Origin of the sequence: Allorhizobium paknamense (assembly GCF_030815125.1) — a bacterium.
GTDB classification, from domain to species: domain Bacteria; phylum Pseudomonadota; class Alphaproteobacteria; order Rhizobiales; family Rhizobiaceae; genus Allorhizobium; species Allorhizobium paknamense.
Genome location: NZ_JAUSWH010000030.1, coordinates 1 through 15,045, shown reverse-complemented (window position 1 = coordinate 15,045; position 15,045 = coordinate 1). Strand labels below are relative to the sequence as shown.

Sequence of the window (15,045 nt, the reverse complement as noted above, 5' to 3'; positions counted from 1 at the left end):
GGTGGCTGTCATCAGGGTGTCCGATGTTGTATTTCCTATGTCCGCTTCGGAGGCTATTGCTGTCAGAAGAGCGATTCCAAAAAGGGTCATAGAGTTCAGCACCGGACGGGAATGCGCGCGACGCGCTATGCTCGAAGCGGGATTCCAACCTTGTGAAATACCCTCCGGAGCAGACGGGATACCTATTTGGCCCTCCCCCTTAGTTGGGAGTATTACCCACGGGGGTGGAATTTGCGCTGCGGTCGTTTCAAGCAACACCTCTTTCTCATCGATGGGTTTAGATGCAGAACCATATGATGCCGTACCGGTTGAGCTTGGCACATATATTATTCGAAGTGACGAGCATAGCGGACGGCCGGTTTCTTCCGAGACGCTGACCCTTTGGTTTAGCATTAAAGAGGCAGTCTATAAGGCATTTTACCCGAGCAGGCGCGAGTTTCTCTCCTTCCTAGATATCTGCACGGAGGTCGACTTCGCGCAGAGCAGTTTCGAAGCGGCGGTTTTCTATGAAGGGCTGGAACAGTGCCGGATAAGCGGGCGGTTCTGTGTGCTCGATGAGCTTGTGATTACTGCAGCATGGGAATATTAAAGTATCTTGAGGGCGTAGTGCCATGGCCTCAGATGCGCGCTTCCTGCCTCGAATATAGGGTCGCTCTCCACCCAGGCGCAGGACTGTTCAAGCTAGACCTTCCGGAAGCTATCGAAGATCGATCCAAGGGCATCTAGCTGTGAGCTTTCAGAAGGTTGTCCATTCGGAGCGGATCGAGGAGACTGGAGTTACCACACCTCAGTTTTCCAGGAGTGCTCCGAATGAACATCCACAAGAATGCCCGACTGACCCCGTTTCGTCGAGGGGAAATGGCCCTTGCGGTTGTTGAGGGCAAGCTTACGAAGCCGCAAGCCGCCCGTGTTTATGCTGTTTCCGCCAAGATCGTGTCGCGGTGGGTTGAGCGTTTCCGACAGGGCGGACATGCTGCGATGACCGATCGCTCGTCGCGTCCCCAAAACAGCCCCCAACAGACGGATCAGGCGCTGGCGGAGCGCATTCTCACGCTTCGCCGCCAGCGCCTGACCGGCAAGCACATCGCCATGGAAACGGGCGTTTCACCGGCCACCGTCAGCCGCGTTCTCAAACGCGCCGGGCTCTCCTAGAATGAAGGACATCGAACCGGCAGAACCGGTTGTTCGCTATGAATATGCAGAGCCAGGTGGTTTGATCCATATCGACATCAAGCGGCTGGGCCGTTTCGAGCGCGTCGGCCATCGCATCACCGGCGACCGCAAAGGACAGAGCAGTTCACGCGGTGTCGGCTGGGAATATGTTCACGTCTGCATCGACGATGCCTCCCGCATCGCCTTCACAGAAATATTGCCAGACGAGAAGGCCGTCAGTGCTATTGCCTTCCTGAAAGCGGCGCTTGCCTATTACGAAAGCCTTGGCGTAACCGTCACGCGCGTTATGACTGACAACGGTTCATGCTACAAAGCCAAAGACTTTGCAAAAGCTTGCAAGGCGCTCGGCCTCAAGCATATCCGAACCAAACCCTATACGCCCAAAACCAATGGAAAGGCCGAACGCTTCATCCAGACAGCATTGCGAGAGTGGGCTTATGCGCGTTCATATCCTTCATCAGAACACCGCAAAGCCTATCTCCCAAAATGGACCCACAGGTACAATTGGCATCGACCTCATGGGAGCCTAAAATCAAAACCGCCTATCAGTCGATTGAATCTAAACCGCGACAACCTCTTGAGGCTCCACATCTAGCTGGCAATGCGTAAGCTACTCGCAGACCTGTTTGCCGATCTGCGCCAACTGGAACAACGCATTGGCGAAGTCACACGCTAGATCGAGGCTATCCTCGTCTTGAGGATGCTGCCCGACGTCTCATTACGATTTCTGGGATTGGAGCTTTGGGTGCAATGTGAGCATCCGGCGAAGGCATTCTCGAATGTGGGGGAGGCATACGACGCTCTTCATCTCATCTGCCATGACGCGGTCGATCATTTCGCGATAGCACCGTGCGTCAATGAGGAACTCGCGGATACCGCCGTCCCTCACTGCCACCGCTAACGTAACCCAGTTCGCCCTCGGAGATGTTATTCGAGTTGGCGGTCACTTCCTCTATCAGTTCGAGATTCTCGCCGATCATGCTGGCGACTTGGCTGAGTATGTAGATGAACCTTGAGCGTGCCAGCAGGCTGTGTTTCAGCATGCAATTTTAGCTCTGACTCATATGTGGAGCGACCTGATTGGCAAGAGTTTTCAGCACAAATCATCTCCGGACTGTGCGGTCATATGTCCGGCCTTTGGGCGGTCACTGACCGCTGGCCACTATTATATCCGCAACGTCGATCGCCCAATCATTTTCACGCGCTCAGAGGCCACTGAGTCAGACGGTCTGATCGACATCGAGGTATCGCCCCTTGGGTTCATCACGCTTTACACCTCGCCGCTGTATCCCGACGCAAAAGCGCCGGGAATTCTGTTGCTACACCTCTGCCATTGCGGGCGCTCAGTATTGCCGCCCTTGACCAGGATCGCCCATATTATGCGAGCCATTTTGTTGGCGAGCGCCACGGCTGCCACCTTGCAGGGGCGTTGTGCCATTATGGAAACGGCACAGCCAGGCAGCTTTGAACCTCTCCTGGCCTGTTTCAGAACCGCTGTAGCCCGGACAATCAGCAGAGTGCGAAGCTGCTTGTTGCCGCGCTTTGAGATCTTGCCGAGTCGCTCCTTGCCTCCGCTGGAGTTCGCTCTTGGTGTGATTCCGATCCAAGCGGCCAAGTCCAGTCCTGTTCAAAAGGCTGCGGGATCCTGAACCGTGGTACGAACAGTGGCTGCAATAATGGGACCAACGCCGGGAATGGTTGCTAAGGGACGCGCAGCATCATCAGCTTTTACTGCCGGCCATCTCCAGAAGGGTAGCTCTGGCCGAGTTCGGCAGACGAGCGTCGCCCAAAATGGCGACAAGCTTTACAATACTGCTCATACCGGTCGCGACGACGATCCCGAGCTCGGCCATATGAGCGCGCATCGCATTGGCCGACTGGCTTCGTTGACGGACCAGTAGTTCGCGGATCTTCAAAACCATTCCCGGCAGCTTGCTCGTCCGGTGTTTTGACCGGGATAAACCGCATTGTAGGCCGCGTGACCGCCTCGCAGATCGCCTCCGCTCGGCGGCATCGGTCTTGTTCCGTTTGACGTACGGCTTTACGCAGGCTGGGGGCATCAACCGCACCGTATGGCCGAATTCCGCGATTGCGTTGGCCTTGTAGTGAGCACTCCCGCATGCGTCCATTCCGACAAGGCATGGTGCGATGTGACGAAAAAACTCCAATACCTGTGATCGGCGCAAGGCACGGCGGACAGCGACGTGCCCGCATTCAGTGATGGCGTGTATCCGAAAGATTGACTTGGCCAAATCCAGTCCGATTGTAGTAACTTTTCCATGGAACGGTTCCTTATGTCTTGTGGCGATTGGCATCACCACATTAGGCATCCTCGATGCAGGTGCGAAGGGCAGGTCGTTCCACACCATAATATTTGCTGCTGTTAAGGGCGACGTTTTGCTGGTCCATCGGAGGATCAGCAATGCAACATCGTTTTCAGCGCGCGAGCCTTGCTCCATCTGGCTTCGCAGTCGATGAGGTCAAGGTTATAGCAGATAGCGTTCAAGTTCGGCTGCGGTCACGCTACCCTACCGCACCTCGCCCGAACTTCGGCCGCCCAAGCCGGAGGGTTCAAAGCCGGTATGCGCGCCGACTCGCTGACCTGCCGCTGAGTGGTCGGCGCGTGTAGTTGACGATCGTGGCGCATCGGTTTTGGTGTGATGCTGTCCTTTGCGGCCGGCGCATCTTCTGCGAACAGTTTGATAACGGCGTGCTGGCTCGTTTTGGTCGGCGCACCGAGCGTCTAGAGACGATTGTTCATCACCTTGGCTTAGCGATTGGCGGCAGACCAGCGGCCGCCTTTGCCCGTCGTCTGATGGTGCCCGTGAGCAGCGACACACTGCTGCGGGTGCTCCGCCGCCGTGTCGTCGATCAGAATGATGAACTCACAGTGATAGGCATTGATGATTTTGCCTTCAGGCGCGGCCAAACCTCCGGGACGATCGTTTGCGACCTGGAGCGGCGGAAGCCCGTCACCCTGTTACCGCGTCGAGCATTGGATACGCCTCGAGTATGGCTTGCGGGGCACCAGTCGATCTCCATCGTCGCTCGCGACCGCGGCGGCGGATATGGTGAGGCCATCGCCAAGGCTTTACCTGAGGCTGAGTAGATCGCTGACCGTTGGCATCTGATGGAGAATTCCAGTAGAGCGTTTTCCTCGATGCTGTCGTCAAGTCGAGGCGCCAGATCAGGCACGCGGTTGGCAGCAATGTCGTTGATCCCAAGCTTTTGACCTATGCGGAGAAACTGCAGTACGAAGGATATCTGCGGCGCCAGGAGACGAACGAGGCGATCTTGGAATGTCAAAGACAGGAACGTCAATTCGCCAGATCGTTCGGCAAACCGATCATAGCCGGAAGATTGTCCGCGACGTACTGAGAGGCCAGCGCTTGGATGTGTTCCGAACAAGGCCTAGCTTTCTGGATAACTGGCTGCCATGGCTCAACAGCCGCTGGGATGAAGGCGCGCGGAATGCTTTGGCGCTCTGGAGGGAGATGAAAGCAAAGGGATTTCCGGGACAAAGCGAGGTCGTCTCGCAATGGCTAACCAGAGCGGGCGCGCGGACCCCATCGGCACGGGTCGTCGCCCGTCTGATGACCACCCCACGCGATGACTTGCCAAAATCCGAAGCGATCCTGGTGGCGGCAATCGAAGGGAACGTTCCGGAACTGAAAGTTGCCGCACGACCATTGGCGACTTCCAATCCATGATCCGCTCCAAGACAGCACGAGAACTCGATGAATGGATTGAAGCTGGAAAGAACAGTCTGGTCGGATCGTTTGCCGGCGGCGTGGAAAAGGACCTCAATGCTGTGAAAAACGCGAATATTTCGACCTGGTCGAACGGACAGACGGAGGGTCAGATTACGCGACTGAAGCTCATCAAGCGCCAGATGTACGGGCGAGCAAAACTCGATCTGCTGCAGGCGCAGTTGATCAGGGAATCGTAGGCCCTACACTTAGCAATAGCGCGTCAGAGTCGAATTCGGACGCTGATTGACACCGTGTGGCGGCGCAAGCCAAAGGACCACCTGCTGATCCATTCAGACCGGGGCTCGCAATTCGCCATTGTGGATCGGGCCCCGTTCCTAAAGGCTACAATCTGGTCCACTCGATGAGCCGACGGGGCAACTGACTAGATAAGGCGGTTGCTGAGAGCTTCTTCAATCTTTTGAAGCACGAACAGATACGCCGCGGGCCCTCCCTTCACGCGATGGAGCTCGCTAGGAAATGTTCCACTACATCGAGATGTTCTATAACCCAAAACGCGAACACGTTAGGACGTAATACTGTCGGCCGTCGAGTTCGAGAAGCAGCAGAAAATCTGACCCGAGGGTGTCTACAGAGGTGCTGAGCGGCCCGTCCTCCAATCAAGGATCACTCCCTGAACCCCTCCTCAACTAGCGAGTTGATTTACTATGCTTTTAGGTCTGAGGTCAGACCAGACGTCTCTCACGAATTCCAAACAAAGGTCTTTCTTTGCTGGCCCAAAAACCACGCTCCACCCAAGCGGAATGGTTATTGATTGCGGCCAAATGGAGTGCTGCAATTCCTCGTTCCGAAGCACGAGGAAATCTGCCTCAAGGTCATCGAAAGGATTCGCCATAAATGCCTCCTAGTAATCCCCAGCGGGGCTTAAAAGTGAAATGAAGACACTTCGAAGATTGACATTGACAATCGTTGAGTGTCAAGTACGATCCCGCTACTTTAAATTAACTAGGGTGGCGGACCGGCCTCTATAACGCTGGTCAGAGAGTGTAAATTGCGCAAGATAGCAAGGCGCATCCTATTTAGCGCCGCTCAGTTCGTTTCGGTTGAGAGACGCCACCATGAAGTTAATGTTCTACAGACTTAACAAGCCTGGAGGCTACGCGCCGGTCATCAGGCCTGCCCCTTTGCGGCGGGAGTGGATGGACGCTACCAAGGAGAAATTGGCTTATCGATGCACACCCATGACAATCGCGAACGTGAGCGGCTGGGAATTAGTACTGCCATGCTCGGTCCGAGTAAATTGGAACGGTCGGAATGGTAGAGACGACCTCCATATTGAGATAGTTGCGGGCGAACACCCCGTTTCAGATGTCGCGATTAGCCATTTTGGCTCTGGCATAGTTACTTTCTTTGCGGGATATCTTGTCCAAACAGATCCTGGCGCTGTCTTGATGGTCCGCGGTTCACCGAATTCCCCAAAAGACGGAGCTTGTCCACTAGAAGGTATGGTGGAGACCGATTGGCTCCCTTTCCCATTTACCATGAACTGGATGATGACTCGTCCGGGGGAGGTGACATTCAATGCAGGTGAGCCATTTTCTTTCCTCACGCCTGTCAATATGTCTGCTCTTGATGAGTTGCAACCTGAGCTAGACTCAATTGACAGCAATCCTTCACTTTTTGAAGAATGCAAAGCATGGCAGGCCGCAAGAAAGAGCTTCAACCGGAAATTATCTGAAGGTGACCCCGTCGCTTTAGAACAGGGTTGGCAAAGAAATTACCTCCAAGGCCGATCATTTGGGAACCTAACGGCTACAGAGTTCCATTTGGTAAAAAGAAAACTAAGGCCAGTAATCAGTTCTGAACGGTATAGGTTGGCCTTTGACAGCGAAGACGACGATTGAAGGGCGCTACATGTGCGTCATTTCGGCAGAGCAAGTTCCCATTTCGCTTTTCCAGCATAGACTGTCTGTTTGTTAGCGACGAGATGCGTTGTGGTTGACTTAGGAAAAGCATGACTGCGCCTCAATCCTCCTGCATCAAGATAGATTGATCAACCGGTGAGACGGCAATAGGACCAAAATGTATAGGAACGAAAGTTCAGTTGTATCACGACGGCCTAATGATGAGATCGTCATTTTTGATACGGAGTTCACTACATGGGAAGGAGCACTGGCTCGGCGCTGGATGGGTCCGAATGAACATCGAGAAATCATCGAGATCGGCGCAATAAGGGTGAGCTGGCCAGACGGCACAATTTTAGATGAAATTCGGATACTTGTTCGACCGAAATTAAATCCGAAACTTTCACCTTACTGCATAAAGCTAACAGGAATCTCACAAGATTTGTTGGATATCCAGGGTGTCCAGTTTCAGCAGGCCTTGGCCATGTTCTGTCAGTTTTGCGGCGAGCGGATTTCGGTCTCGTTTGGCAATGATGTCGGAATCATTTCTGAGAACATTGTCATCAATCGGTGCGACTCATTCACCATGTATGGCAAGCGTTCTCCCGGCTTTGTCAACATCAGGCCGTGGATTACATCAAGCAACTGGCGCACCGCAGGTCTAGATTCTGGTGAATTGTGGACAGTCATGGGCGGGTCATTACCAAAAAAGTTCGACCGCTCTCATGCGTCGCTAAGTGACTGCTATTCGTTACTGGCATCGCTCTTATACATGCGAGGCCAAGGCGAGCCGCTGCCCTTTTAGAAACGATTGTTTGAGCCGGAGCTTAAACTTCATGATCTTCTGACATTTGAGGGGCAGGGCATAGCGTGTCCCTTTAGTAAGAAAGTTAACTTGACCTCTGGATTGCTTATGACAACAGCCGCTGCTGAGGGCGCACCTCGCTATCCCTTACTCTTCGTGAACTTTCACCACGTATGTGATCCAGAATGGATGGACTTTCCTCGGCTACACCATGTCTCTCTAAAGGAATTCGAAGCCGGTATTGAAGCTTTAGGTAAAGTTTTCGATTTTCCTCCTATAGCTGCGGTAGAGACGGCATTGTTGAGCGACAAGACCTTAGGCGCTCCTTCTTGTGTATTAACTTTTGACGATGGCCTGGCCGATCATGCCCAGTATGTCGTCCCGGTACTTGAGCGCTACGGCATAGAAGCGATTTTTTCCGTTTGTACGTCTCCTTGGATAGACGGGCATCTGCTTTCAGTTCATCGCGCCCATCTACTATCTGCAGCTTTCTCTTATGTTGAGTTGGCCGACGAATTAGAAGCTGCCGCAGCGCTCTCACGCGTTTCGGCGCGGATCGCAGATGTCTCGTTGGCCTCCGCACAAGACCAATATCGTTACGATGACGCGGAAACAGCTCGCATAAAGTTCTTTATAAATGCGGTGATACCTCAGGATCAACGAGGGGTGGTGCTTTCGCGCGTCTTTACTAAGCGTCTAGGCGACGATCGTCACTTTGCCATACGACACTACATGTCGTCGCAGCAGGTAAAAGAGATATCCAACCGGGGACATACCATCGGCCTGCATTCTCATCGCCATCTCTTCCTCGCATCCGCAGCGCGAGAAGCCTATATCGATGATCTATACCTTAATCGTGCTATGCTAACCGAGGTTGCAGGGCCCATTAGCTGGATTAGCTACCCCTATGGTGGGCGGGCTAGCTACGATGACTCGGTGATCGCGGTGGCGGAAGCCGTGGGATGTAGGTTTGGCCTTACGACCGAAAATGCGTTGAATAGCACGTCCTCGGATCGGATGCGACTTTCCAGGTCGGATCAAAAGGATGTTCTTGGAGGAAAGGCGATAGGCCAGTTTTTGGGATTGACTAGATGATCAAATGTGAACGCTGGGCTTTGATCACTTCGACTCACGTCCGCCATCGCTATTTCGCTAATGTTCTCTCCAGTCACCCGCTTGTAAACCTGATTGTTATTGAGCCAAAAATGCCTTCACTCCATACTCCCAATTCTTCCGAAGATTCGGCCCTGCTAGAGGCATATTTTGCTGCTCGCGAGGCGTCTGAAATCAACCTGCTTAGTGCTGGCCGATCGTGGGACCTGCAACAATCGCTAGAGGTCCTCCGAGTACAAGCGGGCTCTATCAATGATCAGGAGATTGTCGACCGCCTTATTTCGCATGGAATCGACCATTGTCTCGTCTTCGGATGTTCGTGGCTCAAGGCACCTTGGCTCCAGGCCTTTCCCGGTCGCATGTTTAATCTTCACCTTGGCCTTTCACCATATTATCGGGGTGCAGCGACAAACTTTTGGCCCCTGCACGACGGATTGCCAGAATATGTCGGGGCAACTGTCCATCGAATCGATGCGGGCATAGATACTGGGCCAATATTGTTCCACGTACGACCCGATCCAGTTGAAGGTGACGACTCACACTCGCTGGGAAATAAGACGATCGCGAAATCGGTGAAAGCCCTGCGTGGACAACTTGAGCGACTGACTACAGTCGGAGCCGTCCGGCAGTTACCAGGGATACATAATGGGCGCACTTTTCGTACTTCGGATTTCAATGCCTCGACGCTAAGGATTATGCTGGCCCGGCTGGCCTCCGGCATGATGGCTAGCTATGTGGGGGACCTAGTCGGGCGAGCGTCACGGGTGGACTTAGTGGAGGAATACCAGCCCATAGGCCGGCGCCGATAGCCTTGAGCGCCTTCACTTTACTCACGGTCATATCCGCAGGATTTGAAGTAGTTTGCGCATTCGTGCGGGTCAAAGAGTGTGACGATCTGGCCGACCTTATTCCATAAGCCTTTGACCGTTCGCTCGGCTTTGGCCCGCAAGACAGCCTTGAGCTTCACGAAAGCCTTCTCGATTGATGGTGTTGTCTAATCGCGGCTGGGGCGTCAAGATTGGATTTCTCTGAAGATCGCTGCCGGGTTCATGGTTGCATGATTGTCTTCGCGGTCGACATCAGTCGCCGCATGAGTCCCAGAGCCTCGGTGGCGGCGTGGATTTTCGTACTCAATCCGCCCCGAGACCGGCCCAAGCCCTCGGCATCCGCCCCCTTCAATTCCTTAAATTGTCACCACCGCCTAGACCTTGACAAATGTAGGAGCATCAATGCTCTCACCGAAGCGATCAACGGTCTTTACAAGGCCGAGATGATCCACCGGCGAGGGCCGTGGCGAAACTTCGAGCCCGTGGAGGTCGCCACGCCGGAATGGGTAGATTCGTTCAACAACCGCCGCGTCCCTGGAGCCAATTGGCAACATACCGCCGGCCGAGGCCGAAGACCGATGTTACGCTAGGCTGGACGCACCAGCTTTGGCCGCATCTAAACCGCACGGGCTCCGGCAAACCCGGTGCAGGTCAGAAGGCGATCAAGGCTCAAGCCTCTGCATAGTGCGCGGGAGGAAAATAACATCCTGAATAGAGCTTGCACCAAGCATCTGTTGCACGAGTCTACCTAGACCGATAGCAAATCCGCCATGAGGGGGGCACCCGTACATAAAAGTCTCGAAATAGTTCTTCATACCCGGTTCTTTGGTTAGACCGGGCACCTTTTCTTCCGCCTGTTGCATCAGAATGTCAGGTCGATGTTCGCGTATGGCTCCCGTAGTGATCTCGACTCCGTTATAGATAAGGTCGAAGCTTTTAGTTATCCTAGGTTGGTCGTCGAATCGCTGATGATAAAAGACTCGTGCATCAACGGGATATTTTTCAATGAAATAAAATGGATGGCCGCTTTCGAGAAAGTGGGAGCCGAGGACTTTCTCGGCCTCTGTGCGCATGTCTTCCTTCTCACCGATGATCAATCCTTTGGAGGCAAGAATTCGACGGCCCTCTTCGTGCGAAATTATCGGGAATTGATCCGGAGGAAGCTCAAGGCTTGTACCGAACACCCGCTTGATCTCGGCGCCAAGAACATCGTCAACTCTTCTAAACACCTGTCGAAGGAAGCTCTCCTCCAAAGTCATGAGAGCACGGTGATCGGTCACCCAAGCTACTTCCATGTCAATCATCGTGAACTCTGCAAGATGCCTATTGGTGTCAGATGGTTCGGCACGGAAAACCGGACCAATTTCGGCAAATGCACGCACACCGCCGGCAATTGCCATCTGCTTGTAAAACTGCGGTGATTGCGCCAAGAAGGCTGGTCGACCAAAATAATCAAGTTCAAAGACTTCTGATCCGCTCTCAGACGCGGCCCCTAAGATCTTTGGCGTAGCCATTATCGTAAAATCGTTCGCCGCCCAGAACTCGTGCGCCGCCGCGATGATGCTCGACTGAACTCTGCCAGCGAGGTGGTCGCGAACAAATCGAAGACTAACTTGACGGTGATCAAGTTTCTCGGCACGTCCGGATTCCTCAGTTACGGGCAGCGCCGAAGCGATTGAATGAATTAGAAGTTCACTTGCCCCCGTCAACGCGATTTCGATTCCGTCACCGCTAGGTTTCCTTGCAAGTTGGCCCGTCAAACTGATTGTTGAGCCCGGCCTAATACGACTTATTTTCTCGTTAATGAAAGCATTATCTATATTCTTCTCACAAACGACCTGAATCGATCCGGTGCCGTCGCTAATGTTAAGAAACTGAACGTACTTCTGATCGCGTACTTTGTCGACAAACCCATTGACCTTGATAATCTCGCCCACACGGCCGTCAAGCTTGTCAAGTTGGGTGCCAGGTGTAATCTGTTCAAGTATAGTGTTAGCCATCGGTCAATACTCTAGGTAGCGTACGCGCATTCAAGGGCGCTCTGATGTGGTTAAGGATGTTCAGTCTTTGCGACGTTTATAGCATTCCGTATCATCTCTAGGTTCGGACTTTAAATTTGTCGTGCAGCCTATTCGACGATGGGGTTTGGTCCACCATTTCGTAGGGTTCACTGAGCCACCTTCTAGCAGGCCGAGCACGCTTCATGCAAGGACCATAGCGGCTAGGGCTCGTTTTGAAGGGCAACGAGGTGGCTACCCAAGGCAATAAAGCTCAACGAGCGAGGCCTAGCCAAGCTGGGTGGGTTACAAGTGGGTCGTAAATCCGCTCGAAACCCAGGAAGATTCCAGCTCCCGCTGGGCAGGCTAGTTCCGAAGTACCAGCGATCACGAATCGAGCACTCTTAGTAGCTCTTTTCCCACTTGAGTGGCGGTAGCATCAGACTGGAAAAGGCCTAGGTGATCTCCCTGTATCGTGATTAGGTGCACTTTTCGTGTCCTTGTGGCCCAACGCCTAGCGTTGTCTCCTCCCTCGAACCCGAAGTATGTCACGTCCAGCTCTGCCTTTGGCGGCACATACGTCATAGACGCGTTGTAAAGTGATTCATAAAACGCTAGTTCTTTTTCGAATGCGTCGAAACTCTTTTGATGTCCTAGCCCAATCGGAGAAGCTGCCTGATATTGTTGATAAAGGAGACGAGCTATTGTGCCTTTGGATTGCCCGTCCGTAGCTGCGAGGACGCTGTGGAAGTCCGGTGCGACTGTCCCTACATAGATGTTCGCGAAGGTGACCCAAAAATCAAATTTGTCGAATTCGATTTGCTCGTTGAACCGCGTGTCTATCAGACCTAAGAAATTAGTTTGTTCGCCTTCTCGCAGTAAACGAGCGGCCATCTCGAAAGCTATCATCCCACCCATAGAATAGCCACAGAGACGATAAGGGCCCGTCGGCTGGATTACTTTTATCTCCTTGATATACGACTCTGCCATTTCTTCGATTGTGGAGTGGGGAGGTGTAGAAAGATCCCGGCCTCTCGCGTTCACTCCATAAACAGCGGGAGGGGAATTAGTCGCCTTATGCAGGTTCAGCCGATGATACAAAGTCGCTGCCCCTGAAACTGAATGTATACAGAATAGCGGAGGAAAGGCGCCGTCGAGCAGCAGAACGGGTTTATTGCCTGAGCTGCAAGGCCCGTTACCCGTTGCTGTTAGAAGCAATCTTAATCCTCGGCTGTTTAGTTTTATTTGGGCCCGATCTGCTTCATCGAGCGCTCCAATCTTCGAGCGATATCTGATGCTTTGCTGATCGATCCAAATCTCAACGCCCTTTTCCTTCAGGCGAGTTATAAGGACAAGCGCCGCCTCAATCTCATTCGTCGTCAATTACATCGCTCCCTGCCCGATAAACGGTTTCATCCATTGTTTCCGGCAACATGACACAGCCGTCGATTCAAAATCTTCCTCGAATCCAAATTTACGCGGGAAGCACAAGCAAGTCTACGTTGTAATCGCGTTAGCTCTTGTTACCTTCTGGAACCGACACAAATGGGCGGGGTGGGGTGAACTGTACCACGTTTCGAACGGACAATCGGCAAAGCAAAAAGATTTAAGCACAGGCTTTAGGCATGTTTATGTCACGAGTGTCGACATGTCAAATTGCTGAAGCGTGGTGTCTGCCGCAAGCGGTGGACTGGAGTTCCCCCTTGCACTGCACCCCATTTCGACCGGACAGTCGGCGTAAGCAGAAACGCCAGCCAACATTGCTGACATGCCGATCAACAGGCTGGAGCAATTGCTGCCGTGGAAACGGAAATCGACGCAAACAGCAGCCGTTGCGGTATAGGACCAACGATGGATCGCAAAGCGAACCGAGCTGTCATTCGGAAAATATTCCTTACCGAATGGGACCCCATCGGGGTGTCGAGCATTCCTGAAGCGCAAGTCGAATGTGATGCTTATGCCGATACCGGCTTTGGCATGCTAGCTAACCAAACGCCTCAGTTGATGTCATAGCGCAGTATCTCTTCAATATCGCGACCAAGCACATGGGGCTCTCATACCCAGAACTGACAGATCGCTGCGATAAGGCGGCAAGAGCCGTCGCGGCACTTCAGTCAAACCGCTGAACCACACACCACAGCGCCAGGTGCGGTAGTCACCGGATGCCTGACAGTTCATCAGCGGGAGAACGAGCTATCCAAGCGCGGAGCGCCGCCGAATGCGGCGAAAACGTCGTAGATCTGGACTGCCTTTGCGTAGAAAGGGGGATGAAATATAATCGCTCCTTAACACGACGATTTTTTTTATAAGCCCTTGCAAATTCATTCAGTCTTTGTATTAATCCGCTTAGACCGTGCAAGACGTCATCCCCGGTAGCTCAGCGGTAGAGCATTCGACTGTTAATCGACAGGTCGCTGGTTCGAATCCGGCCCGGGGAGCCATTTTTCTACGCATTCGAGGCAGATTCAAAATCGATCCCCATACTTAGCCGATAGAGCCGCCTCAGTGGGCAGTCTTACTACATCCGACTGCTACATCGCGGCTCGGATGGCGCGTAATCGTGAAGTAGTCTCTACTTTTCCTCTATTAACTCTCCTTCCTCGTTAGGATGGCTTTTATTTTCTGATTGTTAATTGTGTTCCGGCGCGGAATATTGGCTCTGCCTCGAATTTGATGGTTTTGAGGATTCAAATGGAGTGGTTTTTGATGGAGACCAGTGCCATGCGAGCTCGGTTTTGTCTTTCCACTCTAATCCCCACCCGGCTTGGCGGCAGAATAGGTTGGTGAGACGGCTGAGGCGATTGTCGTGATGGCACATCCGCTCGCCGGCGGCGCACTGTGTCCTCGGTGCGTACATCATCCTCCAGAGTTCACAGTCGGTATATCGCAGAATCAGCGATCTTCCGTGGTGTGGGCGCAGGCTTGTTTTGCACGTCAGCGCTTGCCGCTTTTTCCGCGAAGTTAAAGATTGCCGCCAGAAGATTTTCGTGGAGCGGTTCGGCAATGACGTGGTCCGCCCCATGCCTCGCCGGACAACGCCTCGACTATGGCGGCCGTCCGGCAGCGCGATTGCGGATCGCCTCCCGCCGGCGATTAGCAATGATACGCTGCTGCGAACCGATCGCCGGTACGATCGCCCGCCGCCTATGTCGAACAGGTACTGCTGCCCACCCTGAAAATCGGTCACGTGGTTATCATGGACAACCTGCCTGCGCACAAAACAGCCGGTGTCCGCGATGCCATCGAACGTGCTGGCGCTAGGCTCATGTTCCTTCCGCCCTATAGTCCAAACTCTAACCCGATCGTGACGTTCTCGAAGCTGAAAGCCATGCTGCGTGGCCGAGCCGAGCGGACAATCGATGCTCTATGGGATGCCGTCAGTGCCTTGATGCGGCGCTTCACTCCCGCAGAGTGTGCAAACTGCTTGTCTTATGATTTTCCTGCTTCTTCGTGAGATAAAGAAGCGCCGGAGAGGGTGGCTGCCCTCTTCCGGCGATGGGGGACGGATCGTGGACG

8 protein-coding genes, 1 tRNA gene and 9 pseudogenes are annotated in these 15,045 nt (G+C 53.4%); 11 read left to right on the top strand and 7 right to left on the bottom strand.

What is annotated here, in order from left to right:
* Position 1: 1 nt before the first annotated feature.
* Positions 2–589 carry a 4'-phosphopantetheinyl transferase family protein gene (locus QO005_RS23420; RefSeq protein WP_307160430.1) on the top strand — a complete coding sequence of 196 codons (588 nt, stop codon included), beginning with the start codon at positions 2–4 and terminating at the stop codon, positions 587–589.
* A 221-nt stretch (positions 590–810) separates the two neighbouring features.
* Positions 811–1,768, top strand: a pseudogene (locus QO005_RS23415) (IS481 family transposase).
* A gap of 123 nt (positions 1,769–1,891) precedes the next feature.
* On the opposite strand, the pseudogene QO005_RS23410 reads toward QO005_RS23415, so the two are convergent.
* Positions 1,892–2,198 (bottom strand): annotated as a pseudogene (locus QO005_RS23410) (hypothetical protein).
* A 245-nt stretch (positions 2,199–2,443) separates the two neighbouring features.
* A pseudogene (locus QO005_RS23405) lies at positions 2,444–3,488 on the bottom strand (IS110 family RNA-guided transposase).
* Between the two features lie 107 nt (positions 3,489–3,595).
* Between QO005_RS23405 and QO005_RS23400 the strand changes: the two are divergent.
* Both QO005_RS23400 and QO005_RS24260 read left to right on the top strand, forming a co-directional pair.
* A pseudogene (locus QO005_RS23400) lies at positions 3,596–5,122 on the top strand (ISL3 family transposase).
* Positions 5,123–5,155: 33 nt separating this feature from the next.
* Positions 5,156–5,500: pseudogene (locus tag QO005_RS24260) on the top strand (IS3 family transposase); the annotation flags it as partial.
* A 68-nt stretch (positions 5,501–5,568) separates the two neighbouring features.
* Here QO005_RS24260 and QO005_RS23395 read toward each other — a convergent pair.
* Complete coding sequence (locus QO005_RS23395; protein ID WP_307160429.1) at positions 5,569–5,778, bottom strand: MbtH family protein; 210 nt, start codon at positions 5,776–5,778, stop codon at positions 5,569–5,571.
* A 223-nt stretch (positions 5,779–6,001) separates the two neighbouring features.
* Here QO005_RS23395 and QO005_RS23390 point away from each other — a divergent pair, with 223 nt between their 5' ends.
* The 4 genes from QO005_RS23390 (at position 6,002) to QO005_RS24255 (ending at position 9,514) form a co-directional block, all read left to right on the top strand.
* Complete coding sequence (locus tag QO005_RS23390; protein ID WP_307160428.1) at positions 6,002–6,787, top strand: DUF6065 family protein; 786 nt, start codon at positions 6,002–6,004, stop codon at positions 6,785–6,787.
* Positions 6,788–6,965: 178 nt separating this feature from the next.
* A complete protein-coding gene (locus tag QO005_RS23385; protein ID WP_307160427.1) occupies positions 6,966–7,592 on the top strand; it encodes a 3'-5' exonuclease in 627 nt (208 codons plus the stop codon).
* A 108-nt stretch (positions 7,593–7,700) separates the two neighbouring features.
* Positions 7,701–8,687 carry a polysaccharide deacetylase family protein gene (locus QO005_RS23380; RefSeq protein ID WP_307160426.1) on the top strand — a complete coding sequence of 329 codons (987 nt, stop codon included), beginning with the start codon at positions 7,701–7,703 and terminating at the stop codon, positions 8,685–8,687.
* Entirely contained in the window at positions 8,684–9,514 is an 831-nt protein-coding gene (locus QO005_RS24255; RefSeq protein WP_370878149.1) for a formyltransferase family protein, read from the top strand. Before QO005_RS23380 ends, QO005_RS24255 begins: the two co-directional genes overlap by 4 nt.
* A 17-nt stretch (positions 9,515–9,531) precedes the next feature.
* Here QO005_RS24255 and QO005_RS23375 read toward each other — a convergent pair.
* Together QO005_RS23375 and QO005_RS23370 are read right to left on the bottom strand one after the other, a co-directional pair.
* Positions 9,532–9,687 (bottom strand): annotated as a pseudogene (locus QO005_RS23375) (IS630 family transposase); the annotation flags it as partial.
* 86 nt (positions 9,688–9,773) lie between these two features.
* Positions 9,774–9,878 (bottom strand): annotated as a pseudogene (locus tag QO005_RS23370) (IS5/IS1182 family transposase); the annotation flags it as partial.
* A gap of 55 nt (positions 9,879–9,933) precedes the next feature.
* Here QO005_RS23370 and QO005_RS23365 point away from each other — a divergent pair.
* A pseudogene (locus tag QO005_RS23365) lies at positions 9,934–10,147 on the top strand (IS3 family transposase); the annotation flags it as partial.
* Between the two features lie 47 nt (positions 10,148–10,194).
* Here the strand turns inward: QO005_RS23365 and aspS are convergent.
* Together aspS and QO005_RS23355 are read right to left on the bottom strand one after the other, a co-directional pair.
* Positions 10,195–11,532 (bottom strand): aspartate--tRNA(Asn) ligase, encoded by a 1,338-nt coding sequence (gene aspS / locus QO005_RS23360; protein WP_307160425.1) that lies wholly within the window; start codon positions 11,530–11,532, stop codon positions 10,195–10,197.
* 384 nt (positions 11,533–11,916) lie between these two features.
* Entirely contained in the window at positions 11,917–12,912 is a 996-nt protein-coding gene (locus tag QO005_RS23355) for a thioesterase domain-containing protein (protein WP_307160424.1), read from the bottom strand.
* Positions 12,913–13,895: 983 nt separating this feature from the next.
* Here QO005_RS23355 and QO005_RS23350 point away from each other — a divergent pair.
* A tRNA-Asn gene (locus tag QO005_RS23350) sits at positions 13,896–13,970 on the top strand.
* Positions 13,971–14,671: 701 nt separating this feature from the next.
* Positions 14,672–14,983 (top strand): annotated as a pseudogene (locus QO005_RS23345) (transposase); the annotation flags it as partial.
* Positions 14,984–15,045 lie beyond the last annotated feature (62 nt).